The sequence below is a fragment of the Nostoc sp. C117 genome (assembly GCF_043099735.1).
In the GTDB taxonomy this organism is placed as follows: Bacteria; Cyanobacteriota; Cyanobacteriia; order Cyanobacteriales; family Nostocaceae; genus Nostoc.
In genome coordinates this window covers 1,585,958-1,612,712 of the sequence record NZ_CP170991.1, presented here as the reverse complement: position 1 = coordinate 1,612,712, position 26,755 = coordinate 1,585,958, and the positions used below count along the sequence as shown (strand labels likewise).

Annotated in this window: 16 protein-coding genes; 6 read left to right on the top strand and 10 right to left on the bottom strand. The window is 40.2% G+C overall.

Features of this window, described 5'->3' with window-relative positions:
* Positions 1 to 311: 311 nt before the first annotated feature.
* Complete coding sequence (locus ACFG4S_RS07885; RefSeq protein WP_392534267.1) at positions 312 to 4,223, top strand: DUF2157 domain-containing protein; 3,912 nt, start codon at positions 312 to 314, stop codon at positions 4,221 to 4,223.
* A gap of 137 nt (positions 4,224 to 4,360) precedes the next feature.
* Here ACFG4S_RS07885 and ACFG4S_RS07880 read toward each other — a convergent pair whose 3' ends face one another.
* From ACFG4S_RS07880 to phnC, 7 genes are all read right to left on the bottom strand, one after another.
* The gene (locus tag ACFG4S_RS07880) at positions 4,361 to 5,650 is read right to left on the bottom strand and encodes a GTPase (protein ID WP_392534266.1); all 1,290 of its coding nucleotides are present in this window, start codon (positions 5,648 to 5,650) and stop codon (positions 4,361 to 4,363) included.
* Positions 5,651 to 5,653: 3 nt separating this feature from the next.
* Entirely contained in the window at positions 5,654 to 7,228 is a 1,575-nt protein-coding gene (locus tag ACFG4S_RS07875) for a GTPase domain-containing protein (RefSeq protein ID WP_392534265.1), read from the bottom strand.
* 777 nt (positions 7,229 to 8,005) lie between these two features.
* Positions 8,006 to 8,965: an NAD-dependent epimerase/dehydratase family protein gene (locus ACFG4S_RS07870; RefSeq protein WP_392534264.1), complete on the bottom strand. Its 960-nt coding sequence runs from the start codon at positions 8,963 to 8,965 to the stop codon at positions 8,006 to 8,008.
* A gap of 612 nt (positions 8,966 to 9,577) precedes the next feature.
* Positions 9,578 to 10,591, bottom strand: a complete 1,014-nt coding sequence (locus tag ACFG4S_RS07865) for a phosphonate dehydrogenase (RefSeq protein ID WP_392534263.1) — start codon at positions 10,589 to 10,591, stop codon at positions 9,578 to 9,580.
* A 10-nt stretch (positions 10,592 to 10,601) separates the two neighbouring features.
* Entirely contained in the window at positions 10,602 to 11,342 is a 741-nt protein-coding gene (gene phnE / locus ACFG4S_RS07860; protein ID WP_392535932.1) for a phosphonate ABC transporter, permease protein PhnE, read from the bottom strand.
* Between the two features lie 357 nt (positions 11,343 to 11,699).
* Positions 11,700 to 12,569 carry a phosphate/phosphite/phosphonate ABC transporter substrate-binding protein gene (gene phnD / locus ACFG4S_RS07855; RefSeq protein ID WP_392535931.1) on the bottom strand — a complete coding sequence of 290 codons (870 nt, stop codon included), beginning with the start codon at positions 12,567 to 12,569 and terminating at the stop codon, positions 11,700 to 11,702.
* A gap of 95 nt (positions 12,570 to 12,664) precedes the next feature.
* A complete protein-coding gene (gene phnC / locus ACFG4S_RS07850; RefSeq protein ID WP_392534262.1) occupies positions 12,665 to 13,438 on the bottom strand; it encodes a phosphonate ABC transporter ATP-binding protein in 774 nt (257 codons plus the stop codon).
* Positions 13,439 to 13,697: 259 nt separating this feature from the next.
* Between phnC and ACFG4S_RS07845 the strand changes: the two genes are divergently transcribed.
* The 4 genes from ACFG4S_RS07845 to ACFG4S_RS07830 all read left to right on the top strand — a co-directional run bounded on the left by ACFG4S_RS07845 (position 13,698) and on the right by ACFG4S_RS07830 (position 20,142).
* Entirely contained in the window at positions 13,698 to 14,660 is a 963-nt protein-coding gene (locus tag ACFG4S_RS07845; protein ID WP_392534261.1) for a phosphate/phosphite/phosphonate ABC transporter substrate-binding protein, read from the top strand.
* Positions 14,661 to 14,673: 13 nt separating this feature from the next.
* On the top strand, positions 14,674 to 17,403 hold the full coding sequence (locus tag ACFG4S_RS07840; protein WP_392534260.1) for a response regulator: 2,730 nt from the start codon (positions 14,674 to 14,676) through the stop codon (positions 17,401 to 17,403).
* Positions 17,400 to 18,839, top strand: a complete 1,440-nt coding sequence (locus ACFG4S_RS07835; RefSeq protein WP_392534259.1) for a response regulator — start codon at positions 17,400 to 17,402, stop codon at positions 18,837 to 18,839. Before ACFG4S_RS07840 ends, ACFG4S_RS07835 begins: the two co-directional genes overlap by 4 nt.
* 190 nt (positions 18,840 to 19,029) lie before the next feature.
* Complete coding sequence (locus tag ACFG4S_RS07830; RefSeq protein WP_392534258.1) at positions 19,030 to 20,142, top strand: phosphatidylserine/phosphatidylglycerophosphate/cardiolipin synthase family protein; 1,113 nt, start codon at positions 19,030 to 19,032, stop codon at positions 20,140 to 20,142.
* A 70-nt stretch (positions 20,143 to 20,212) separates the two neighbouring features.
* On the opposite strand, the gene ACFG4S_RS07825 is transcribed toward ACFG4S_RS07830, so the two are convergent.
* Complete coding sequence (locus tag ACFG4S_RS07825; protein ID WP_392534257.1) at positions 20,213 to 21,397, bottom strand: acyl-CoA dehydrogenase family protein; 1,185 nt, start codon at positions 21,395 to 21,397, stop codon at positions 20,213 to 20,215.
* A 633-nt stretch (positions 21,398 to 22,030) separates the two neighbouring features.
* On the opposite strand from ACFG4S_RS07825, the gene ACFG4S_RS07820 reads away from it, so the two are divergent.
* Complete coding sequence (locus ACFG4S_RS07820) at positions 22,031 to 23,665, top strand: iron uptake porin (RefSeq protein WP_392534256.1); 1,635 nt, start codon at positions 22,031 to 22,033, stop codon at positions 23,663 to 23,665.
* Positions 23,666 to 24,055: 390 nt separating this feature from the next.
* On the opposite strand, the gene ACFG4S_RS07815 is transcribed toward ACFG4S_RS07820, so the two are convergent.
* Both ACFG4S_RS07815 and sfnG read right to left on the bottom strand, forming a co-directional pair.
* Positions 24,056 to 25,264: an SfnB family sulfur acquisition oxidoreductase gene (locus ACFG4S_RS07815; protein ID WP_392534255.1), complete on the bottom strand. Its 1,209-nt coding sequence runs from the start codon at positions 25,262 to 25,264 to the stop codon at positions 24,056 to 24,058.
* Positions 25,265 to 25,624: 360 nt separating this feature from the next.
* Entirely contained in the window at positions 25,625 to 26,722 is a 1,098-nt protein-coding gene (gene sfnG / locus ACFG4S_RS07810; RefSeq protein ID WP_392534254.1) for a dimethylsulfone monooxygenase SfnG, read from the bottom strand.
* Positions 26,723 to 26,755: the final 33 nt, after the last annotated feature.

Here is a 26,755-nt window from a genome sequence, read left to right as displayed (position 1 = left end):
GTGCTTACCCCTCTTTTGTCACTCTCGGAAAACAATAATCTCAGCCAAATTCTGAGACTTTAATTTAATCCAGGTTTGAGGCTTTATTTTCTAACAGAAACCAAAATTTTTAGACAAAAAGTAGAAATTAAAGCCCTGTAACCGTTTGAGCGATTGGATTCTCCCAAAGTGACAAAAGAGGGTTACTACAAACTTTTATCACTCATAGGTTAAAAATTAATATCAATCAGCCTCATAAGTAGCGCAATTAGAGCAAAAATATACTTTAATTGAACTCATAATTTAAGTATATTTTTGTACTGCTGCCGCTTATGTCATCACCTCTTGAGCGCCCGCTAAAAATTGAAGTCAGACTCCCATCTTCCCATCCTCAGTTATTAGAAGGATTGGACATATGGTTGCGCTTAGGTTTGATATCCGATAACCAAGTCAGGCAGCTATGCCGAGAATTTCTCGTCTGTGCAGTGGTGTTGGAACCCCAGGCTAAAGCTAAACCAAAGGTAGTATTTGCAACTTCCGATCCAGTAGAACAGTTGCCCAGAGCAGCTTTACAATTCGATCGCCCCACACAAGCACCAGAAAAACCAGCTAAACCGAATTTTATCGCCACAATGTTGCAGTCCTTAGGGGCAGAATTGAGTGTCCGATGGTTGCTTTTTCTCGGGGTATTTTTGGTAGTTGTGTCCTCTGGGGTACTGGCTGCTAGCCAGTGGGAAAAATTTCCGGCTTCTGGACAGTATGGAGTTTTGTTTGCTTATAGTTTGAGTTTCTGGGGATTAAGCTTCTGGGCAACTAGGCAAAATAATCTGAGATTGACGGCTCAGACATTACTGATTGTCACTCTTTTGTTAGTGCCTGTGAACTTTTGGGCAATGGATAGCTTTCGATTGTGGCAAAATCCTTTGGATTGGATTGTAGTGGTGATCGCGTGGCCTACCCTCACTGGTATGACTATTTTACTCTGTAAAAATCGCACTATTTTTCCCAATTTACATACCGGATATTTACCTGTAGTGAATATTCTGGGGCTGAGTTATCTGCATTGCGGTTGGCAATTTCCAATATTTCCCTTAATTGCAATTTATGTGGCAACGATCGCCACAACTATAATTACCATTTATCAAAATCGCTATCCATATGGAGAAAATGCCAGCGATCGCCCCACATTAAATATTAGTCTACCTGCCTCAATAATTATTTATGCTTTATTAATCCTGCTAGTACGGGCGATTTTTGTTGCTGGGGTAAATGTTACCCAGTTGGGATTAGCGATTGGTATTTGCGGCTGGTTGGTGACTTGGTTAGCACCACAGAGAAGCAGAGGGCAGGGGGCAGAGGGAGATGAGGAAGCAACTGTAATATTCCTATCATCTTCCCTACTCTGGGAAAGACTCGGTGCAATTTTACTCTTGCTGGGTTGGCTGGTTTCAGTAATCAATTATCCTTGGCAAGCGATCGCTGTGAGTGCTTTGGGTTTGTGGTTTGTGGGAAATCGCTTGCAGCGTTATAGTTTCAAAGTTGATTTAGCGGCAATTTTCCTCATCAGCTTACAGACGATTTGGTTGGGTTGGCGGTTAGTACCCGATCGCTTACAGGAATTGGCGATCGCTATTAGCAGCCAACTGACAAATTCTCAAAATCAACCTTGGGCGTTGTTGGGTGTAGCTTTATTTCCCTATGTAATTTTTATGGTGACATTCACAGATCGGCTGTATCGCACCGAAAAACGAAAATTAGCTAAATTTGGCGAATTGCTGACTTTATTATTTGGAACTTTTTTAACAACCATCGCTATAGTCAATCCGACTTTGCGATCGCTAAATCTGTTATTTTCCACAATCACCCTCGCCGTCGTCACCAAACGCCGCTCTAGCTCATCTGCTCCCCTAATATACCTAACTCACATCATTGGAGTGCTGACGTTTTGCTCGATCGTTAATTGGTTAGTTCCAACACTGAATAAACCAGCCTGGGCAAGCATTTTATTAGCTTTAATGGTTGCAGAATGGAAATTTAGCCTGGGGAATGGAGTATGGCGACGTAGTGCGTGGGATATGGGTTTAGGACTAGCCGCTGCTAGTTTTTTCCTATTGTGGATGAATGCAGAATCATCTTGGTTTGGTATGGCTGATAACCAAGCTCATTGGGGAGTTATTTGGTTAGTTACGCCTGTAGCTCTCACGGGTGTTGCCAATGGCACAACTATAGAGAATCGCACTATTAGCCGTTACTTGAGTATTTTGGCCGTGGGAGTTGCTCAGGTACTGACTTTACAGCTACCAGGAACGAGATTAATTGGTTTGGCTGTGGGTGCGGGGCTATTGTTCGTAAATACGCGCTATCTGCGAAATCAAATATGTGCAGTAATCACAGAAGGGTTTATTTTAAGTTTTATTGGAGTGCTGCTGTGGACAGGTATACCTGGTTTACCTCACCTCAGTGCAGCAGGTTGGTTTGTTGTCGGAGCGATCGCCATTTTAAATCTATGGTTAGTGCAGACAGCACTGATGCGACGCGGTAACGAATTAGCAGTTATCTATGCAGCCGCCAGCGATAAATGGGCGATCGCTTTGTGTGGTTTTGAGTTATCGGCTTTAACCCTGCACTCAGTGCTGATTTACCAAGGGGTGACTACTTCCGGATTTTTCTATTTAGCTGCCACTGCTATCACCTTGGCAGCCATTGTCTATCGCAGTTGGGGAGAACCAACAAATTGGGCATTTTATGGCATCGGTTGGTGTTTGGAATTGTTGACTGCCGAGGCGTTAGGATTTGGGGAGCGATCAATTATAAGAATGGCGATCGCAAACATCGCTTTAGGTTTACTTGCTCAACTTGTGGGAGAGTGGTGGCGGCGACGACATCAATTAGAAAGGCTCCCTAGTAGCTTTCATATTTTGCCCTTAATTTATGCCGTATTTAGTGTATTTTTACGTGTAAATACCTTCACCGATTGGACGGGTTTGTGTTCTTTGGGTGTAGCTTTAATAATTATTGGCGTAGGGCGACGGCGCGAGGACTTTAAACCCCTGCTGTACTTAGGAATCATTGGCGTTTCAATTTCTGCATACGAACTTTTGTTTTATCAAATGTCACAAGCTTCAGGAGGAGCATTAGGTGATGGATTGATTGCCATGTCTGCCCTTGGCACCAGTATCATGTATGCTTACCGCCTTCTGTCCCCTTGGTTGATGAGCTACTTACGCTTAACTCCCCAAGAACTAAAAGGAATAGCTGATATTCACTGGGCTTGGAGTAGCTGCTTATTAATGGCTGCCCTTGCTGTTCCCATTGGAGTTAACCGTTTGGTGGCATTGGGAACTGGAGTATTTTTGATTCGCTATGCGATTTTTCAGGGAAGGCGATCGCCCCAATCTACTTTGGCAACAGTGTCGGGTATAAAAATAGATGAAATCTGGGTTTATCTGGGTTTATTAGAGGCAGGTATCATCAGTATTTTATTGCAGGACATGCCAATAGGACGTTTATTCGCTACACAATTACTTCCTTGGAATGGGGCGATCGCCTGTGTAGTAGCCTATTTTTTGTACATTCTACCTTGGGAAAATTGGGGTTGGTCTAAAAGACCTTGGCAACAAGCTGCATACGTCCTCCCACTATTGATTTTGTGGCAAACCAGACTGGAAATTTATCCAATCACTTTGGTAATCACCGCTGGGTTTTACATCTTCTTAGCAAAAGTTGGTCAAAATATCCGTTTTACCTACGTTAGTGTAGCTTTGATTGATTGGGCGCTCTACCGTTGGTTTAATGAATTACACCTAACTGATGCTTTATGGTATGTAACACCAATTGGATTATCACTGCTTTACATTGCTCAAGTCGATTCCCAACTAAGACTACCAGAATCTAAAATAGCTCGTCACAGCCTCCGATTAGTAGGTAGTGGTTTAATTTGTGGCTGGGCAATTTTCTTCGATCAAAACACCCCCTGGATACCGGGAATTTTTAGCCTCATCGCCATTTTTGCCGGATTAGCTTTGCGAGTGCGGGCTTTTCTCTACATTGGTACAGCCACTTTTTTAATTACTACAATCTATCAATCGGTAATTTTCAGCTTGCAGTACTCTTTTTTAAAATGGGTTGTTGGCTTGCTAGTTGGTATTCTACTAATTTATATTGCTGCCAACTTTGAAACCCGTCGCGCTCAAATAACTTCTCTCATTCGTAGCACTATTGATGAATTTCAATCATGGCAATAGGGCTAGGTATTAAGCTAAGGGCTGAACTAATTAAACATGCGATCGCCTGTGTAGTAGTCTACTTTCTCTATATCCTACCTTTTAGTTATCAGTTGATTTGGTGCGTTACACTTACTTCGTTAACGCACGCTACAAGATCAGGCGATCGCATTGGAGTTATCGATAGGTTTGAGCTTCAGATAGATATCGTTAACTTGCTTTTGACAGCGCGCAATAATTTTTTCTTCCCCTTCTTCTCCCCAAGAAAAGCCATTGCGAATATACTCTACTGTTACTTCACCTAATGTAGCAGTGAATTTATAGCTAAGATAGCCTACACCACCTATGCTTCCCAAAAACCCCACAAGTATACCAATTCCACCAAGAGGAGTGAGTACAGTTGAGGTCATATCTGTGATGACAGCTATCGCAACTGTACCAATAAAACTTGCACCGATAACTTTACCACAAGTCCCAAAAATATTTTTGGTTATTTTTATCGCCTCAGACTTGCTTTGTTTTTTTCCCATAATCACACAGATCGTAAACACCATACTTACTAGGAGTGGGGGATGAACAAGGAATGTGGCAAATGGTACTGCTCCAGCCAATGCAGAAATACTACTGAAAACACCAATGAATCTCCGTACCAATTTTAACCTAGTATCGAAAATACGCTTATTCATACTATCGGTCAAGTTAACCGCACGTTGGGCTGGATCTAGAATATTCATTAATGCACCTAAAGTCCCAGCACTCTCATGTAAGCGATCGAGCAGTTGAGGTAATTCCTGTCGGATCATTTCATCATGCTTTTGATCAAAAAGCATGGCACTACCATAAACAATATCCTCTGGAGATTTCACAAATTTGCTCATCTTTTCTGAGATCCGAGAGCGTATAATCTCCTGATCTTTCTTGGGTTTATTGTTTTTCACAATATCCCACTTGTTAACAAATACAATTTTAGGAATATCAGGCGAATGTTCATGGACTAAATTGAACAATTCTATTTCATCTTGATAAGGCTCACCATCAATGGCAAAAATATGTCCATGAGCTTTCTTTGCCTCTTCGATTGCCAGCTTTTCATTATGCTCCTCACCCATTACCCCAGGCACATCTACTATATTCCAAGGTTCTTTTTTATAAGAAGTGGGAATAATAGTTTTATCATGTTCAACACCAACTTCAGCGACATCACTACCAATCAATGAATTGAGAATTGCCGACTTTCCAACAGAGGTTTTACCAAACAGGGCTACCCAAACTAAGCCAGTTTTTATACGTTCTAGAAGTTCGTTGATTTCCTGAAATTCCTTTTCGATCTCTTGACGTTCTTTCTCTTTAAGCTTTTTACCAAATTGCTCCTTCAGATTTTCCAGTGCTTCCTGTAGTTCAGTTTGAACTTGAGAAATTTCATCACGAATTTCTTGATTACTAATCATATTCTAAAAAATCTCATTTATTTTATTAATTAATTGAGGCAATTCCTGTCGGCTCATTTTATCATGCTTTAGATCAAAAAGCATGGCATTACCATAAACAATATCCTCTGGAGACTTCACAAATTTGCTCATCTTTTCTGAGATCCGAGAGCGTATAATCTCCTGATCTTTCTTGGGTTTATTGTTTTTCACAATATCCCACTTGTTAACAAATACAATTTTAGGAATATCAGGCGAATGTTCATGGACTAAATTGAACAATTCTATTTCATCTTGATAAGGCTCACCATCAATCACAAAAACCTGTGCATCAGCTTGTTCAGCCTTTTTAATTGCCAGTTGTTCATAATCCTTGTTGCCAATTGTTCCAGGTAGATCAATCCAAATTAAAGGTGATTGGAAACAAATAGTAAGTAAATTACCTTGTTCATGAGTTTCAGCTATATCAACACCAATCAATGAATTGAGAATTGCCGACTTCCCAACAGAGGTTTTGCCAAACAACGCTATTATCTTATCTTTGACATCAGATATCGTACTTGAAATTAACCGAGAAAACTCTACTGAACCTTTGCTGCTGTTATCTTCAATTGGTTGTACAAATGTCACAACACTAATTAATTCAGTTTGATCGTTAAAATTAGCTAAATTAACTTGGCGCAGTTCGATAGACTTAGCCTCTATTTTTGTACCTTGTATATCTGCTTCAATATTTTGCTCTCGTAGTAACTTTTTTAGTTTCTCATTTGATAAAGATAATTTGCCACCTATCTTGCCTTTAATTTGTGTCAATGCCCCTGCGTCAACATTTATATCAGCCGCAGGATTAAATTTCCATTGATTCTCATTTTCATCTTTAGTGAAAATCTTATTTAATTGTTTGGTGAGAATATCAGGTTTTAAATCATCCTGATTATATGTTGATTGCCATTTAGTTTCATCAAAGTTCTTGGAGGATTCTGATTGATTCCAATAACTTAATAGTTTGTCAAATAGTCCGGCTTCAAAATCCTCTGGCTTTTCAATAACAGCATTAAAAGAAACTTCTGTATTAATTCCCTCTAGTAACTTTCTTAAGTCGTCCCGATGAACATAAGCTACATCACCCAAACCATTTAATTCTGCATATAGTTTGCTATTTTTTAGTTTCTGGAGTGAGAATCTGACTGTATTTTGCTGTGATTTTCGAGCAGATACAGAGAATTCATATTCAAGAGTCATTGAAGATAAACTCTTTTCAATTTTAAGAGCAGTCTCTTTATCTCGAGATTCAATTTTGATGGTAAATTCTTGTGATGGTTGAGCAAACTCAAAATTATCTTTGATAATTTTAGCTTCTGGTGCTAATTCTTTTAAATCAGGAATATTAATTTTAATATAGGGAATTTGCAGAGCAAAAATGCTTGAACGTTGAATTTCTCGCGCTTGTTCTGGTGGATACAAATTACATACAGCTTGATGTGCAAGTTTTCCAGCTGCATCGTTGTCTAACTGTATTGTCAAGCTAGTTCTCCAATAACTTTCATTCCATTGTTCGCTTTTGACTAATAGCCGATTATTGCTGATTTCTGGAATCAAAAGGGGATCGTAGCGAAATTGCCAAGTTTGTGGGTTGTCAGGGCGATTTTTTGTTGCTTCCCAAATGCGTTTTCTTTGTTTATTAAAATCAAAAGCTGCTATCTCTGTTGCGGAGAAAACAAAATCAGAAAAATTCATATTTAGCTACCGTCGCGCTATTGTTAAAATCCCTGTTATTTCCTTCTACACACCCCAAGTAGCCAATTTCGGAATTTTGCGATCGCATTATTTGCACGGTGATAACTTGATCTCAACCTGATTTCTTTTGGATTTTAGACTTCCTGCGGAACGCTACGCGTAGCAAGATCCCCGAAGTGGTAAGACTTCCCTCAGGAACCATCGAACGATTTGAGATTTTGGATTAGGTATTATAGCCTTTCACGACAAGCGTGAGGTACACCAGTAAGGGCACGGCAGTGCCGTGTCCCTAGACCTTGGGATATACCATATCTCAAGTCTTTACAAGAATCAGTCCTTGTTAGACACGGCGATTTATCGCGTCTCTTACCTTAACCGAACAGTATTGGATCGCAACTTACTGTGCGCCAACTTCTTGTTTTTACTACTAGCTAAAGGTAAGACTCTTATCAATAGGGTTTCAACACTTTTCGGGTTTTGGGGGAAAGGGGAAAGGGAAAGGGTTTGAATTTCCCTTTCCCCATTACCCTTTAACCTTTCCCCAGACCAAAAGAGAGATTATTGGATTTAACCGAAAAGTATTGAATACGGTTTGGATAACAAAAGTGAAGGTTAAGAAAATAAGGGGGATGAGGAGAATTAGAGGGATAGGCAATACAACGACTTCATCCACTCCCATTCCTGTATCAAACCCTCTCTCAGGGAAACTTTCGGTTGATATCCCAAAAGTTTCTCCGCTTTAGATATATCCGCAGCCGTGTGACGAGCATCTCCCATCGCTTTTTCTATGTGATTTCTTTTGACTGGTTTATCAACAATTTCTTCAATTGTATCCAAGACTTCTGCTAAAACTACTCTGCTACCGCCGCCGATATTAAAGATTTCTCCCACAGCTTCTGGTGCGATTGCTGCGGCTAAATTAGCAGCGACAATATCACTAACAAACGTAAATTCTCGCGTTTGCTGTCCATCACCGTAAATCGGAATTGCTTCATCCTGCAAAATCGATTTAAAGAACTTATGAAATGCCATATCTGGGCGCTGTCTAGGACCATAAACGGTGAAATAGCGTAATGACACAGATGGCACACCAAAGTTTTTGTGATATAGTCCACACAAAAACTCAGATGCTAACTTTGTAATACCATAGGGAGAAACTGGTTGGGGACAAATTCTCTCATGGGTAGGTAATGTTTCGGCATCACCATATATACTTGATGAAGAAGCAAACACTAACCTTTTTAAGTCTTTAGCGTCTTTAGCTGCTTCTAACAGGACTTGTGTAGCGTTAATATTTCGTTCTGTATAACCTCGAAAAGCATTACCCCAACTCGCTCTCACACCTGCTTGTGCTGCTTGATGGTAAACGACATCAACATCTTGAAGGAGTTTATGCCAATCTAAAAACTGAATATCTCCTTCAATTAAGGTAAAACTAGGCGAGCAACCTAACTGTGCAACATTCTTACGCTTTAACATCGGATCGTAGTAATCATTGAATTCATCAATTCCGATTACTTCTTCACCTTGTTGCAGCAATGTTTCTGTCAGATGAGAACCAATAAATCCGGCGACTCCAGTAACAATAATTTTAGCCATGTTCGTTATTTTTTGATGTCCTGATTAATTTCTATTTTCACAGGTTAGTACTTTTATTGGCTCAGATTCCTAACTTGTTATAAAAACTGAGTAATCTGGTCTTAAACCAATAATTTAAACTTGGTATATTTCAAATACTTTAGTCCATTTATTTGCTGATTGCCAATAATTACATTGTTAAATTTACTAATTAAGAAAATTAAACTTTAAGAAAAAATATAGTAAAAATTGAATAAAGGATATAGGAAGAATTTCAATTTATGCGTAGATAATACAGTTACCTTCTTTCTAATTAGGGCTTGCTGAAAAAGTAATAAAAAGCGTTTGAAGGATTGATTTGTTATTCAAGCAGGGGAGGCAAAACTCAATGCCAGCCTCCATTTCTCCCCCTGCTCAAGAACAGCTTGCCTGAACCAAGAAATTCCAAAACCTACCCAGTATTGGTAACTGTCCTACTATTACCACCAAGGAGTGGGGAGATACACCTTGTTTTTCATCCTCACCTGTGCAAATCTCATAATATATTACTATAAGCCTACCGATTTACCGTACAAAATGGTAGTTTGAAGCATTAGTGAAGCAATGAAAGCTCGATTAATAAAAAAACGCCCTTTAAGCTTTAATTTTAAACTTTTGACTTGGACAATTAATTGCTCCTTGAGGAGAATGACCTTGTAAGGCTTGTAAAATATTTTGGGACGCTTCTATGGCAATGTCACGTCGTAAATCATCCACCGCCGATCCTAAATGGGGAGTAAAAAAGGTTTGGTCTTGTTTCTCTAACAAAGATGGAGGAATTTCCGAGGGGCGATCGCTACGCGCCCAATCTTCTAGTTCAAAGACATCAGCGGCATAACCTGCTAAATGTCCAGAGGCTAAAGCATCACTCACCGCTTGTTCATCAACTACTGAGCCGCGACACGGATTGATTAAGAAACTCCCTGGTTTCATCCGTGCTAAAGATGTTTCATTTATCAGATGAAACGTTTCCGGTTGCAGAGGAACCATTAGCACAACAAAATCACTGGTTGCCAATAGCGTATCTAAGGAAATCTGTGACAAACCCCAAGCTGCTGCTTTTTGCTTGGATAAAGGTATCGCATCGGTGTAAATCAAGTTCATTTCAAAACTGGAAAGCCGTTGAGCCAGGGCTTGGCCTAGACTGCCCATACCAACGATTCCCAGTGTTCGGTTTGCTAATCCTATGCCGTATAGATGCGGTCGCCAACCTGCAAACGTACCTTGACGAATCAAGCGATCGCCTGGCAACATCTGACGAGCTAATCCGATAATCAGCCCAATAGTCAATTCAGCCGTTGGTACAGCTAATAAGCTAGGGACGATGGTGAACCAAACACCTTGACGAGTACAGGTATCAATATCAAAATTATCGTAACCCTTCAATGCTCCGGCGATAATCTTCAATTTTGGACAAGCTTTCAGAAACGCATCATCGATTCGATCTGGCATAAAAACCATCAAAGCTTCAGCATCATGCGCCAAATTGAGAATTTCTTCACGCGGTAAAGTCTCTCTAGTTGGATTGGCAACTACCTCACAATACTCACTTAAGTTGGTAATAATTTCCGGGTGAACCCAGTGGGTAATTACAACTTTAGGTTTCATCAGCAACCTCCTAAACTAAACGTTTTCTAAGATAACTACTAAAACCATCAACCAGAATGACCATAAACAAAATTACTAGCAGCACTGCTGAAACTTCTCGGTAATTGATCAGGCGAAGTGCGCCAATTAGCTCAAACCCGATGCCACCAGCCCCTACCGCTCCCATAACCGTGGAGGCGCGAAAATTATATTCCCATCGATAAAGGGTCAGATCCATCATTTGTGGTAAGACCTGTGGCAAAATTCCGTGATAGATTACTTGCACCTTGTTGGCTCCAGCAGCTCTTGCTGCTTCTAGCGGTGCTTCGTTGACCAGTTCAATATATTCTGCAAAGAATTTGCCGACCATACCAATGGAGTGAAATCCCACCGCCAAGGTTCCGGGTAATGCCCCAAAGCCAACAGCTGCCACAAAGATAATACCCATAATTAGCTCTGGCACCGAACGCAAGCCGTTGAGAATCAGCCGTGAAAGTTGAAATAACAACGGATGAGGAGTTGTATTGCGAGCCGCTAATAAAGATAGAGGCATCGAAAAGACAATAGCGATCGCGGTACCTGCAACACTCATCGCCAGGGTATCAAATAAAGGTTTCACCCAGTTTCGGGCATCACTAAAATCTGGAGGTAGCATTTGATGTAGCAAGTTGAAGATACTAGGAATGCCATCTGCAAGGCGTTTCTCGTCCCCAAGTCCAACTAGGAAGCAACACACAACGATCGCCAAAAGTGCGATCGCCCAGGTTACTATGGTTCGATACCATTCCCGGCGTTGTTGTTTTAGTAGCTGCTCGAAAGCTGGTTGAGCATTAGGAAGTTTCACGTCGCTTCGCCCCGAATTCAAACAAAATAAATCAGTAGTCAGAATACAGAATTCAGAAAACTCTACTCATCAAGGGATAGAGTTTTTATCAAGAAAACTATTTATAGCAAAGTACTAAGTAAAAATAGAATTTATACTGTTCTATTTTTACTTCTCCTGCCGGAGACGCTACACGTAGCTTCCCCGGAGGGGTACGACTACGCGGAAATCGAGCGACTTGCACTGAACGGCGTCGAAGTGAGTCGAGATTCAGCCATCGCCTGAGTTCTGAATTCTTCTTATAAATTACTTTTGCAACTTGGCGATATCAAGATTAAGTATTTTTGCTAAGTCTCTGATGCTATCATAATCTTTATCTTTAGCGGCTCCAAAACCATCAGCTTTGAAGGGTTTAAGAACCTCTTTATCTTTCAATGCAAAAAAGGTTGCACGAATTTTTTCTTTTAATGTCGGTGCTAAATCAGAACGCATTGTCCAGGGATATTCAGGATACTCTTTAGACTCTGCAATCACCTTAACTTTACTAGAATCAATTACTTTGCGTTCAATTAAGGATTCAAAGATAGGTTTACTCAAGCCACCAACTTGAGCATTACCATTTTGAACTGCCAATGCTACAGCATCATGTGAACCTGTGAATGCCTCTTGGTAGTCTTTTCCGCCGGGTTGCAATCCGCTATTTGCCAGCATTGATTTAGGAATCAAATGACTAGAAGTAGATGCTTGGTCTCCAAAAGCTACTGTTTTACCCTTGACTTCTGCCAGTGACTTGACGCCGCTAGCTGTGTTAGCAATAATTACCGATTGATAAGTAGTTTTACCGTTTTTCTTTAAAGCTGCAAATGGCTCAATATCACTCTTTGTTTTTGCCAAAACGTAAGATAGTGGACCAAAATAAGCTAAATCAACACGCTTGTTGCTTGCTGCCTCAATCATTGAAGAGTAATCAGTTGTAACGACAAGTTCAATATGTTTTTGTAGCTTTGTCTCAAGATACTTTTTAAATCCTTCATTGTTTTTAATTACAGTGGAAGGGGATTCATCAGGTAATAAAGCTACTTTCAGGGTTTGAGGATCAGCCGACTCTGATGCCACTACTGGACTATTAGAAGCTGATTGATTGCTGGGACTTTGACAACCGATTAAGGTAGTCATGATTAATGTCATTGAGACAAGCGATCGCTTGTTTAGTAAAACAGTCATTAAGGTTATCCTAAATTAATATAAAAACAGTACAGTAAATTTAGCCATTAGGAATTAATGGTTTCCTGAAAACCTTCATCATAAGGACTATTTTTGTCACTATAAAGTTGCTTTAATTCGTAGGCACTGATATCTGCTGGCTTCCCATCTAGGACAACCGTTCCCTGAGATAGTCCAATAATTCGATCCGCGTAAATTCTCGCAAGATCGATCTGGTGCAGACTGAGAATTGCGGAAATTCCATCTTCTTGACAAGTCTGACGCAGAAATGAGAGAACTTTGTGAGCGCTAGTAGGATCGAGACTAGCAACAGGCTCATCTGCCAAAATCAATTGTGGTTTTTGTGCTAAGGCGCGTGCGATACCAACCCGTTGCTGTTGACCTCCGCTAAGAGCATCCACTCGTGTTAGAGCTTTATGCAAAAGCCCAACCCGGTCTAAACATTCTAAAGCAATATACTGATCTGCTTTGGGCAAAGGAAAGAAACTTCGGAGTGTTGAATGGTACGCTAAACGACCCACTAATACATTCCCAAGAGCCGTTTGCCGACTAATAAGTTGATGCTGCTGAAAAATCATCCCTGTGCGCTTGCGATGTTCATACAACACCTTACGATTATGCAGATTTCCCAATCCTTCAACTATCACAGTACCAGTTGTGGGGCGATTAAGATAGTTAAGACAGCGGAGTAAAGTTGATTTACCAGAACCCGAAGCCCCTAAAATAACAGTGAATTGTCCTTTGATCAAGCTAAGAGAAATTGGTTTAAGCCCTACTACTCCGCCTTTATAAGTCATACTTAAATGGTCAATTTGAATCATATTTCGTAGCTATAGGGATTAAATCCAAACTTCATCGTCAATCTTTTTCAAACATCAGGTTGATTCAATATCACCAGCATTTTCTCTCAAATCTCCATACCAACAATAATGGCTTTTGGAGCAAAGTTGTAACCGCTTTAAAAGGGGTTATTTGCTTGTCCTACTTATTTAGTTTCAAATTGGGAGAATATACACCATTTTGGGATTAATAAATGTGAAACCTCTCTGAAGAGAACAGGCTCCAAAAGGATAACAAACCATGTATCAGCAACTTTTTTGTAAAGTTGTAACCAATCTACTTGGTAGAAATACTACTTTATTTACCTCAATATTAGCGATCGCCATATTTGGCATGGCCTGTACTCCAAGTCGTGAAACTTCCTCTGCAACTCAGCCTAACGCCGCTCAGTCACCTGCTAGCACTACCGCAGGAGAAGAACAAGCAACCATTACAATGGCGGTGATTCCCTGGCAGGTTTCAGCCGAACAAGAAAAGAAACTCCAACCTTTGTCTGACTATCTGAGCAAAGCACTAAAAAGACCCTTTAAATTTGAAATTACTAAGGACTACGAAACAGCAATTGATTTATTGGTTAAACAAAAGGTAGACATTGCTTACCTTGCACCCACCAGTTACATCGAAGCTCATCGCCGCGATCCCAAGGTTGAGCCATTGGTTGCTCAGATTAATAAAGAAACAAAGCGACCTTGGTACACCGCTGTAATTATTGCCAGCAAGACAAGTGGGATCAAAACCCTCAAGGATTTGAAAGGTAAGCGATTTGCTTTTGTCACCAAGTTATCGACATCTGGATACGTCGTACCAACAGCTCATTTTCAGGAAATAAATATTAATCCTGAGCGAGACTTTAGATCGATAATCTTTGCTGGCAGCCATGATAAAGCCAAACAAGCTTTAGTCAATGGGGAAGTAGATGCGATCGCAGACGATCGCCGCTCTTATACCGATCAAGTCAATGAAGGGAAGATTGACCCCAAAAAATACACAATTATCTGGGAATCTGTCCCGCTTCCTAGCGTGCCTCTTGTTGCATCTAGTAAAGTCTCCGTCGAGTTGAAAGATAACTTGAAAAAGGCATTGATTGACGCTCCAGCAGGTCTTGTAGACCCTACAGGCGGTATTGGAGTTGGCTACACTTTGGTGCAAGACGGAGATTACGACATCGTTAGAGAGTTGCAAAAGCGAGTTTCCACCAAATAAGGCTAATCAAGATATGCGGATAACGACCAAATGTATTGGGTCATCTGCGATCGTTCTGGGACTGGTTGCCTCTACCCAAATTGGAGGCGACCTCTTTATCAGGCAAGCAGAACAAAAAGCACAGGATACTCAGGCAAAAAATACTCAGGCTTTGACGACTATCCTGCAAATAAACCTCTCTTTGAATAACGAAGTAGCCGCGCTCAAAGACATGATCTTGCTCAAACGCGATGCTTCCAATCTGGTGAAATATCAGGAAGCTCTATCTGGATTTACTAAAAATTTGGCTGAGTTACAAAATTTAGAGCCAAAGATAAATTCAGAGTTAGTCAAGATACGCGATCGCCATAGCTTGCTTGCCAATCTAATAATCGAATTAACTAATCAATCTAACACAGATAAACCCTTAGAATTAGCTGAATCTCAACAGGATTTTCGAGTAATCAACGCTTTTTCTCGGGATATTGAACTCTACTTAAAGTTATTAACTCAAAAGCTTCAGCAACAGGATAGTTTAGCCAAGCAAGAATTTAATAACTTTAAACAGAATACTCAACTTGCTAGACAAATTCTGCTTTTGTCCATCCTTTTAGTTTTTGTCGGTCAGTTATTGCTGATCCTCCTACCAGTAATCCGCTCGATTCAAAAACTACAACAAGGAGCAGCAAAAATTGGAAATGGAAATCTAGAATATCGTCTGAATATTCAAACCAAAGACGAAATTCAACAACTAGCAGAAGCTTTTAACCAAATGGCAGCAACGTTAGCTGAGTCCTATAGCTCCCTAGAGTTAAAAAAAGAACTTGCTGATACGGCAAATCGTGCCAAAAGTGAGTTCTTAGCTAACATGAGCCATGAGTTGCGAACCCCTCTTAACGGTATTCTGGGTTATGCTCAAATTCTGCAACGAGATAAAACTTTAACTGATAAACAGCAGGATGGATTAAGAATTATTCACCAGTGTGGTTCACACCTATTAACACTAATTAACGACATTTTAGATTTATCTAAAATAGAAGCCCAGAGAATGGAACTTTACAAAAGCGATTTCCATTTTCCAGCGTTTCTCCAGAGTGTCGTAGAAATTTGTCGGATTCGTGCTGAACAAAAAGGTATTTCCTTCATTTACCAACCAACTTCAGAACTACCTATTGGCATTTGGGCAGATGAAAAACGATTGCGACAAGTCTTAATTAATCTACTTGGTAATGCTATTAAATTTACTGAGAAAGGAGGAGTGAGATTTACTATTAACTTTGTAGACCAATTATTAGTAAATGAAAGTAACCAAAAACCAATTCATAGAATTCGATTTCAAATCATCGATACGGGAATTGGCATGAGTCAAGAACAGGTAGAGAAAATATTTTTCCCATTTGAGCAAGTCGGAGAAATTAAAAAGCAATCAGAAGGTACTGGCTTAGGTTTAGCTATTAGTCAAAAGATTGTGCAATTAATGGATAGTACAATCCAAGTAAAAAGTGAAATAGGTCAGGGTAGCACTTTTTGGATTGACTTGGATTTGCAAGAATCAGTGGATTGGATACAATCAGGTAGAGTCATGGCTGCTGGCAAAATTGTTGGAATTGCCACCGATCGGAAGAAAATCCTAATTGTTGATGATAAGTGGGAAAACCGTTCTGTTGTGGTGAATCTATTAGAGGAGATTGGATTTGAAATTATAGAAGCAAGTGACGGTCAGGAAGGCTTAGATAAAGCTATGGAATTTCTGCCTGACTTAATCATTACAGACTTGACAATGCCAGTAATGGATGGCTTTGAATTAACACGTCGCCTCCGCCAGCAAGAAGAGTTTCAGAACTTGACTATCATAGTTTCATCTGCCAGCGTCTTTGAATCTGACCAACATAAAAGTTTAGGAGTTGGTGCAGACGATTTTCTACCTAAACCTGTACATGCTGATGATTTACTTCAGAAGTTAGAAAAATATTTACAAATTGAATGGGTTTATGAAACTGTACCAGAAAAACCTGTAAGTGCGACACTAAATAGTATCTATAACAAAAATAGTTCTGTCGTACCTACTAAAAGCACAATTGTTGGGATTACGGGCGATAAGCGGAAAATTTTGATTGTAGATGATAATGGGGAAAACCGTTCTCTTATTGTCAATTTATTAGGTGATATTGGCTTTGAAATAACGGAGGCAACTAATGGTCAAGACGGCTTAGATAAAGCAGTCGAATGGAAACCTGATTTAATTATAACCGACTTGTCTATGCCAGTCATGAATGGCTTGGAAATGATCCATCACTTGCGGATTTTGCCATTTGATAATTTACCAATACTTGTTTCATCTGCCAGCGTATTTAAATCTGATCGGCATCAGAGTTTAGAGGTAGGTGGCAACGATTTTCTGCCGAAGCCAGTGCAAGTAGATGAATTGTTCCAGAAGTTACAGAAACACTTACAATTTGAGTGGATTTATGATTTTCCCCAGAGTCAACAAGGAGTCAACGAAGCCCAAAATCTAAAAGTTACTTCTGTTGATTCCTCGGTAGCAGAGAGTGGCTTAATTGCTCCACCGCTTGAAGAAATCGAGAAACTATTTGAGTTGGCGATGAGAGGTAATATCAAAGGCATCCGAGAGCAAGCCCAAAAGTTGAAACTTTTGGATGAGAAGTTTATACTATTTGCTGAACAATTAGAGCAATTTGCTAAAAGCTTTCAAATTCAAAAAATTAGGGAATTTATTCAACCATATCGAGGAGAAGAACAATGAATATACCTCTTCTGGAGACAGGGGTTATTTTGATTGTGGATGATAATCCCAATAATTTGGAAGTACTATCTGAAGCCTTAATGGATACAGGTTGGGAGATATTGATTGCTGTGAATGGTGAGGGCGCGATCGCTCAAGCTGAATACGCCTGTCCTGATATCATACTTTTAGATGTCATGATGCCTGGAATTGACGGATTTACAGCTTGCCAGCATTTAAAGTTAAATCCTGTAACTTGTGATATCCCCATAATTTTTATGACAGCTCTCTCTGAAACTGTCGATAAAGTAAAGGGTTTGAGTTTGGGAGCAGTAGATTACATTACTAAACCATTTGAGCATGAAGAAGTACTGGCTCGTATCAAAACACACCTCCAAATCCGTAATCTAACTAAGCAACTCCAAACTCATAATCAGCAACTTCAACAAGAAATAGCCGACCGTCTCGCAGTTGAAACTAAGTTACAAAAGCTGACTCAGGAGTTAGAACAAAGGGTAGAAGAACGTACTTTTCAACTATCTCAAGCACTTCATAATTTGCAGCAAGCTCAGGTTCGTCTAGTACAACAAGAAAAGATGTCTACCCTTGGTGAGTTAGTTGCTGGAATTGCCCATGAAATTAACAATCCAGTCAATTTCATTTTAGGAAATCTTAATCACACCTCTGAATACATCCAAAATTTTATTGATTTGTGTCAACTTTATCAACAATATTATCCCAACCCTGAACTAGAAATTAAGCAAAAAATAGATGACATTGATATTGATTTCTTAATCCAAGATTCTCCGCAAATTATGTCGTCTATGTACAAAGGAACAAAGCGCCTAGCACAGATGATTCATTCTCTTAGGCATTTTTCACGGCGCGATGATTCAGTAGTAGAACCTATCGATATTCATGAAGGTATTGATAGTACACTATTGATTTTACAATATCGGTTAAAAGCAAACTCAGAACGTTCCGAAATTCAGATTATTAAAGATTATGGAACTTTGCCACCGGTAGAATGTTTCCCAGGCCCACTGAATCAAGTTTTTATGAATCTCCTGGCGAATGCAATAGATGCTATAGAGGAGTCATTGGTAACTAAGAACAACTATGTTGCAAACTTTTCCAAAATTGCAGCAAGTGGCGTTCATTTGTTATCGGTAGAAGAAAAAGGACAAATCACAATTCGCACTGCTCTACATGAGCAAGGCTCAATTGTAGTAATTAAAATTGCCGATAATGGCATCGGTATGACAAAAGAAGTCAAAGAACGGTTATCTGAACCAATGTTTACTACCAAACCTGTAGGAAAGGGTACAGGCTTGGGTTTATCTATAAGTCGGCAAATTATTGAGGAAAAACATGGTGGGACTCTCTCTTTTGTATCTGAGCTGGGGCAAGGCACAGAATTTTCTATTGAAATTCCTTTACTAAGTCAAAAAGCCTAAATAAGTACGCAGTTACAAAATGGTACAATCTCCTACTAATACTAAGGTTAAACTCAGGAACGCCAAATATTAATCTCTATGATTTTTCGATAAACTTCAGATTTATTTAATATTCTGGCTTCATTTATTTGCCAAACTGGTTCACAAATTTGAAGTAAAGTAAAAGCAAATAATAAAAAATAAGTGACTTATGTCCAAAAAAGTGAGTTCAGCAATTAATCCAACTTTCTTAACAGATGTAAATCATGGTGGAAAGAAAGGGCAACCACAAAAGATTGCACAGCAATTAGCCGAGTTTATTGATGGAGCAAAGTCCAATCTGCACATTGCAATCTATGATTTTCGTTTAACGGAATCAACCCTTGCAGAGCCTGTAATTACAGCACTTAAGAACAAAGCCCAAGCGGGTGTCAAAGTGAGGATTGCCTTTGATCATGGAAAACCTGAAACTAAAACAGTTGAGGCTTTCATCGCTAGTGGTAGCGATCCAGCACCGAAAGGAACTAAAGCATTCCTAGAAAGTGTATTTGAGGGAACTCAAGTTGAAATCAAGAGCATTGCTGGTTCAAAGCTGATGCATAATAAATATGTAATCCGAGATGTGAATACCCCCCAAGCAACTTTATGGACTGGTTCAGCCAATTTCACAGACGATGCTTGGACTTACCAAGATAACAATATATTACAAATTTCTTCGCCGCAGCTTTGCTCATACTATGAAACCGATTTTCAGGAATTGTGGGTGAGTGGGAATATTAAGACCACAGGTGTTGGAGATATTGGTAAAGTTTATATTGGTTCAATTGAAGTTGATTTCGCTTTTTCGCCAGGGGAAGGTCAGACGATTGACCATATCATTTCTAGTTTGATTGGTTCAGCAAAAAAGCGAATCAAAATTGCTTCTATGATGATTACTTCTCATACAATTCTAGCTGCCCTCGATGATGCCCTGAGACACAAACAGGTGAAAGATATAACTGGAGTGTATGATGCAACACAAATGTCTCATGTGGTAAAACTTTGGGAGAAAACAGAAGCAAGTGTAGGTGTTGCTGAAACTTTTAAAGAGGTGTCATCCCATCTAGTTGGTAAGCACTCCGAGCCTTATAAACCAGATAGCAAGCATAACTTTATGCACAATAAGGTTGTGGTCTGTGACAACATTGTGGTGAGTGGCAGTTTTAACTTTTCTCGCAGTGCTACACAGAATGCAGAAAATATCGTCGTGTTACACGATCAAAGTCTAGCAGAGCAGTATAGCGATTACATTGATCAACTGCGGGTACAGTACAGCAAAACATAGTTACTACAAATTGCTAAAATCTTTATCCTTTACTCTTTATAGAGTGTTTTGTCATCCTACAAGGAAAAAACTATGAATAAAAGTTTGGTTTTGGCAGTTCATCATTTAACGCCCAGTTTCCTATGTCTTGGATTTTGTAATCTACTGGATCGTGAAGAGTGAACGTGCGGAGATTACGCCAATAGCGGTCAAAGCCATATTTTGCATTAGTAGCACGTGCGCCCATAACTTCAAAGATGCGATTAGTAATATCTAAACCGACTCTAGTCGCTGCAACTTTGGCAGTAGCTACACTCAACGCACATTCTCCCCGTTGTTCTGCGGTAAGTGACCATTCTTTTTCCCAAGCTGCTTGTAGTAGTTCTCCTGCTTGCTCAGTCAAGCTCTTAGCCGCTTGGAGTTCAACCCAAATTTTGCCATAGTGCTGGAGGATGTAAGGATCTTTGGTTGCACTCTCTACACTTGATGTCAGCCAAGGTTTTGTATTAGTGGAAGTATATGTTTTAGCTGCTTCAAATGCTCCTTGGGCAATTCCCAGGTAGATATTAGCAAGATTCAATTGAGTTAAGCAAGCGCGAATAGTGTTGAAGGGTTGACTGGGTTTGTCTCTACTACCAAGAATTTCGTTAGGGTACACCAACACATTTTCAAAAGTGACACTACCACTGTCTGTTTGTCGTTGCCCAATATTATTCCAATCATGATTAACAGTAACGCCTTGCCGTTGGGTGGGAATTACTAGAATACTCAATTCACCAGTTTCTTGATGAGTTGCAGCGATCGGCAATATATCCGAGTCTTGAGAGCCAGAGCAAAAGCTTTTAATACCGTTGAGACGGAAATAATTATTTTCTGGTGTCAGAGTAGTTCTTTTATCTAAAGGGTTAAGGGCATTGCACCAAAACCAATTATTGTGAATAGTTTCTGAGTAATACCGCTGTTTTTGCTCCGCTGAACCAAAGATATGAGGAATAACTACACCTAGATGGTGGTAAGAAAAGACGTGAGCAATGGAACTATCAACTTTGGCAAACTCGCGGGTAATTTGCAAAACAGTAATCCAGCTTTGCCCTAAACCACCGTACTCTGTGGGTACAATCAGTTTCAGCAAGTTGCTTTGGCGCAAGCGATCGCGTTCATGTTTTGGTGTTCCCCCTTTGGCATCCCGCTCGACAGCAGTCTGGTCAAATTCCTTTGCTAAAGACTTAGCTAAATTGAGATAATTTTGAGACTCTTTCGTTTCGATTAATTGCATATCTTGCAACTTCTCCTGGTAACCTTCTGTGAGGAGCAACTATAAATTTGGCTGGAAAAATTTTAATTTACAGTATTTTGATATAACTACCGTACTAATAGAAATATAATTGCATATTTTAACTAATAAGGCAAGTTTAAATTAAATTAACTTTGCTCGATCGAGAGGATGTTAGCACAATATGAAAAAATACTTGGTTAAGAGTAAAAAATAAAAAATATTCTAATCTACTTGTTTTTCAAGAGCATATATGCAATATTAATAAATCGAATCCAATAATCTGCTTAAACTGTATAGGTAAACAGTAGATAGTCACTAATGGGCAAAAGAGTCTAATTTTTGTCTAAAACTAAAATATTTTTACAGATAGATATTTCCTTAGCAAATAGGTCAGCTTGTCTAAGGATTATAGTTTTGTAAAAACAAATCTTTTCTCCACTAAAATATGCAGATTCAAATATCAGATATTCACTGATATATCTGGGATTATAACGATATTAGTCAAAATTTTCGATTGTTAGAATAAATCAACATTTTTCAAGGACAGCCATAATCTTATAGCTTGGCAAGTCACTGAAATGTCTGATGACTTGCACTAAATTTTTCAAACCAAAAATGTGAGGAGTGAGAGAAATGTTCAATCGTTCATTTCATAATTTATTTATGGAATCGGTGATTATGGGGGCTACTTTGCTAGCCAGCACATCAGCCCATGCTGAAGACAGGAATTTAGTGGCTGAGACTACCAATTTTGGGGATAATTCCTCGGTAACAACCATCGCCCAAACTCCTAAAATTCCTGTAATCAATAGTGATGCAAATATCCAACAGATAAACAGTATGTCTCAGGTAACATCTGTATCTCAGTTTTCAGATGTGCAACCAACTGATTGGGCTTTTCAAGCACTCCAGTCTTTAGTTGAGCGTTATGGATGTATTGCGGGGTATCCAAATAGCACTTATCGAGGAAACCGCGCCATCACTCGCTATGAATTTGCAGCAGGTTTAAATGCTTGTTTATCTCGAATCAACGAGCTAATTGCAACAGCTACATCTGACTTAGTTACCAAAGAAGACTTAACTACTGTACAAAGGCTGCAAGAAGAATTTACTGCTGAACTAGCAACTCTACGAGGTCGTGTTGATAGTTTAGAATCTCGTACTGCGGAACTAGAAGCCAATCAGTTTTCCACAACTACAAAGCTTTCTGCAGAAGCCATCTTTGTGATTACGAATGCCTTTCAAGGTTCAGTTAATGGTGATAACACAGTTTTTCAAGATAGAGTTCGCCTCGTTTTCAAAACTAGCTTTACAGGTAAAGACACTTTAAATACTCGTCTAAGTACTGGAAACACTACTATTTTGCAGCTTCCTGGTGGTTCAGCCGAAGGTTTGCAAACCTTCAATCTTGCTCCTAGTAACAACAGCCTATCTGTAGATTGGCTCTCTTACTATTTCCCAGTTGGTAGCAAAATCGATGCTTATATAGGAGCTGTAAACGGAGTATTTTTTGACTTTGTTCCGACTCTGAGTCCCTATCTCGATAGTGCCACAGGCGGCGATCGCGCTTTGACAGAATTTGCTTCGTCTAGTCCTATCTACCGAATTGGTGGTGGTGCTGGTGGGGGATTCAATTATCGATTAAGTGACGAATTGGTATTGAGCTTGGCTTACTTAGCAGGAGATCATGCCAGTCCTCAGCCAGACAGTGGTTTTTTTAATGGTCAATATAGTGCATTTGGACAAATAGCATGGAACCCAAACAAAAACTCTGGCATTGGTTTGACTTATGTAAATGCCTACCAAAATCGGGGAGCAATATTTGACCTGGGAAGTGGTTTTACACTTGTCGGAACACAACAAGCCAATACTCCATTTGAGCGAACCATTACCAACTCTTATGGAGTCGAAGCTTTCTATAAATTTAGTCCTCGATTTGCAGTCAATGGGTTCTTTGGCTACACTAACGCCAAGAATCTGGCAGGTAGTGGTAGTGCAGATATTTGGTACTATGCTTTGGGATTGGCATTCCCAGATTTAGGTAAACAAGGCAACCTTGGTGGTGTTCTTGTGGGTGCAGAACCTTATCGGGGTGGTAATCCAGCACCTGCAAACGATTTATCCTTACACATTGAAGGCTTTTATAAGTATCAGCTTACAGATAATATTGCCATCACCCCTGGCGTAATTTGGATCACGGCTCCTGCTCAAAACAATGACAATAAAGATGCGGTAATTGGCACTGTCAGAACAACCTTCACCTTTTGAATCATCTCAGCAACGTTACAAATTTTGGCGTTGCTGATTGAGAATGTGAATTTGCTTGATGCAGAGAGTAAGATTTGAGAATGTTTTCATTTATTTAGATCGCACTTCTATATTCTTTTCTCCGCCTTTGTGTGAGATAACAAATGCAGATATGAAAGCTAAATTAACGTGAGTTCCATAAACCTCTCCCTCCCTGAAACGGAAAGCAGAGTGGTTTCATACAAAAAAAGAAAAATACATAAGTATTGATTTCTCATGTATAACCATAGATTTTGACCCCTCTCCAAACCTCTCCCCGTTGGCGTTAGCCTGCCGTTAGGCAAGCGGAGAGAGGCTTTGAACTGGTAAATGTTAATTCTCAAAGCTTCACCCCAGTAGAGAATGCGGCAATTACAACCAAGGATGGCGCGGGGGATAGACACCATTGAGGAAGTAGTTACCAACAGCGTAGTACTTCCAACGCACGGGATCGTGGAGTGTGTGAGCGCGGGCATTGCGCCAGTGGCGATTGTAGTTGAATTCCTCCAATGTGGACTTAGTACCTGCTAGTTCAAACAATTTGTTGGTAGCTAGTAATGCTGCTTCGGTGGCTAAGGCTTTGGCTTCAGCAACTGCGATCGATGCTTCAACTACCTTGGGTTCTTCTAAACCTGACTCGTTGGCGATGTCCAGAAATTCGCCTGCACGACGCAGCAATGCTTCAGAAGCGTGAACCTGAATTTGGACATTGCCTAAGTTGTACAGTGTCAGGGGGTCTTCGTAACCTTTTTCTAAATTGCTGTCAACCCAAGGGCGAGTATGGTTGCGGACAAAGTAGATGGTGTCACGGACTGCGGCTTTGGCAATTCCCACATCTACGGCGGCTTGGATAATTTGCGCGATCGCACCCATTGGTGTTGCCCGCTCAAAAGCTAAGTAGTGCGGAATCACGTGTTCTGCTTTAACTTTCACATTTTCAATAATGGTAGTGCCGCTAGCGGTGGTACGCTGTCCAAAACTCGTCCAATCATCAAGTAGGGTCAATCCTTCGGCATCCCGCTCTACAAATGCCACCACTGTCTTACCATCTGGATTACTGGCAATGACAGGAACCCAATGTGCTAGTAATGCCCCAGCAGAGTAGTATTTGCGTCCGTTGAGTACGAAGTTAGATCCATCTGGTGTTAATTTTGTTTGGACATCAGTCACAGACTTAGTGCCAATTTCCGAGAAGGCATTACCAAAGCGCTTACCTTGTAGAACTAAATCAAAGAAGAACTTTTTCTGTTCATCAGTGCCATCCAACCGGACTGCTTCCACCATGTAAAGATGGTTTTGGGGAATTTGACCGAGGCTAGAATCGGCTTCGGAGATGATTTTAATTACTTCTGCTAGGGTTGCATTTGATACAAAAGCTCCACCATATTCTTTAGGAACCGTAATTCCCCACAATCCACTTTGCGAAAACTTTTCTACTTCCTCAGCAGGTAAACGCCGATTTTGATCGCGTTCTGAGTCTCCCTTGGCAAACTCAGCTGCTAATTCGTGAGCGATCGCGATCGCTTCTTGGTCATTCTGAATAATATGCGCCTTCTGTTCTGTGTTGATTATTGATGTCATGGTAAAACCCCTTGATTGTGATTGAGTGACTCATAATCGTCATGACTATGAGACAAAGCAAAATATCTGTATTCGATCGGTACATCCTATTTGAGGGATGGATATCTAGCCCATCTAATATTTGTTGTTGATGGGCAAAAGCGATCGCTCAAAATAGTGGAATATTACATCAAACTCTTTTTCGCGTTTGAACGTGTATTAAGCGTTGGTATTTGCTGTAGGAGTGGATGTAGCTGTTTTAGATAACAGCTTCAATCCACAAAACCCACAAAGTATAGCAGTTTGCAAGTAAATCATGTACAGAATGCTAGACTCCAAATCAGATATAAACAGTTTTTAAATCTGCCTTCTGCCTCCTGTTTATACCCTAACCAACTCATCAGCTGTCCGACGATTAGCTTTAAGTTCGCGCACAATTGGTATTACCGTTTTACCAAATGCTGGCAAATCATCTGTGTAGTGTAAGAAGCCGCCAAGAATTAGATCGACTCCCACTGCATGGAACTGGCGAATCTTTTCAGCTACTTGCTCAGCAGTGCCAATCAAGCCTGACCGGAAGCCATCGTTATACTGCACCAAGTCTTCAAAATTGGAATTCGCCCACATTCCCTGACCTTCACGAGTAGAAGATCCCGCCTGTTTTACTGCTTCGCCAAATCCTTTGACAGCTTCCACATCAGCTTGAGCAATAATATCGCGCAATACTTCATGCGCTTCTGCTTCCGTATCTCGCACGATAATAAAGGAATTCAGACCAAACTTAATTGTGCGTCCTTCAAGACTCGCTAATTCAGATACCTCTGCAATCTGCTCTTTCACACCTTCTATGGTGTTCCCATTCATGAAATACCAATCGGAGACGCGGCCAGCCATTCGCCTAGCTGCTTTAGAGTTACCACCTTGGAATATCTCTGGGTGTGGATTTTGATTAACTGGTCTAGGCTTCACCCAACCGCCGTTAATGCGGTAAAAGTCGCCCTTAAAGTGAAACTCATCCTCAGTCCACAAACCTTTGAGAACGCGGATAAATTCTTCTGAACGACGATAACGTTCGTCATGGTCTAACCAATGTTCACCATATATAGTGAATTCATCTTTGAACCAACCGCTAACGACATTCAAAGCAAACCGACCGTTAGAGAGAAAATCAATGCTAGCACCAATTTTGGCAACTACTCCCGGATGCCATAATCCAGGGTGAACTGCTGCAATCAATTTCAATTTCTTGGTGACAGGAGCCAGAGCTGATACAGTTGTAAGTGCCTCTAGCTGGTACTCAGCGCCATAGCTAGCGATAAATCTGGCTTGTGCTAGAGCATACTCAAATCCAACTTCTTCAGCTGTCTGAGCTAGTTGAGCATTATATTCGTAAGTCCAATCTGTGCGTTGGGGAATTTTGCTAACAACTAACCCACCGCTGACGTTAGGAATCCAGTATGCGAACTTAATATCTACCATAATTGTGCATTTGTAATTGAAATTGTTTGGTTA

What these genes read in the sequence shown, in the direction of transcription:
- ACFG4S_RS07815 (WP_392534255.1), bottom strand. Translation starts at nt 25,264, where the DNA reads ATGACATCAATAATCAACACAGAACAGAAGGCGCATATTATTCAGAAT.
- ACFG4S_RS07835 (WP_392534259.1), top strand. Translation starts at nt 17,400, where the DNA reads ATGAATATACCTCTTCTGGAGACAGGGGTTATTTTGATTGTGGATGAT.
- phnC (WP_392534262.1), bottom strand. Translation starts at nt 13,438, where the DNA reads ATGATTCAAATTGACCATTTAAGTATGACTTATAAAGGCGGAGTAGTA.
- ACFG4S_RS07845 (WP_392534261.1), top strand. Translation starts at nt 13,698, where the DNA reads ATGTATCAGCAACTTTTTTGTAAAGTTGTAACCAATCTACTTGGTAGA.
- ACFG4S_RS07840 (WP_392534260.1), top strand. Translation starts at nt 14,674, where the DNA reads ATGCGGATAACGACCAAATGTATTGGGTCATCTGCGATCGTTCTGGGA.
- sfnG (WP_392534254.1), bottom strand. Translation starts at nt 26,722, where the DNA reads ATGGTAGATATTAAGTTCGCATACTGGATTCCTAACGTCAGCGGTGGG.
- phnD (WP_392535931.1), bottom strand. Translation starts at nt 12,569, where the DNA reads ATGACTACCTTAATCGGTTGTCAAAGTCCCAGCAATCAATCAGCTTCT.
- ACFG4S_RS07825 (WP_392534257.1), bottom strand. Translation starts at nt 21,397, where the DNA reads ATGCAATTAATCGAAACGAAAGAGTCTCAAAATTATCTCAATTTAGCT.
- ACFG4S_RS07880 (WP_392534266.1), bottom strand. Translation starts at nt 5,650, where the DNA reads ATGATTAGTAATCAAGAAATTCGTGATGAAATTTCTCAAGTTCAAACT.
- ACFG4S_RS07885 (WP_392534267.1), top strand. Translation starts at nt 312, where the DNA reads ATGTCATCACCTCTTGAGCGCCCGCTAAAAATTGAAGTCAGACTCCCA.
- ACFG4S_RS07865 (WP_392534263.1), bottom strand. Translation starts at nt 10,591, where the DNA reads ATGAAACCTAAAGTTGTAATTACCCACTGGGTTCACCCGGAAATTATT.
- ACFG4S_RS07820 (WP_392534256.1), top strand. Translation starts at nt 22,031, where the DNA reads ATGTTCAATCGTTCATTTCATAATTTATTTATGGAATCGGTGATTATG.
- ACFG4S_RS07830 (WP_392534258.1), top strand. Translation starts at nt 19,030, where the DNA reads ATGTCCAAAAAAGTGAGTTCAGCAATTAATCCAACTTTCTTAACAGAT.
- ACFG4S_RS07870 (WP_392534264.1), bottom strand. Translation starts at nt 8,965, where the DNA reads ATGGCTAAAATTATTGTTACTGGAGTCGCCGGATTTATTGGTTCTCAT.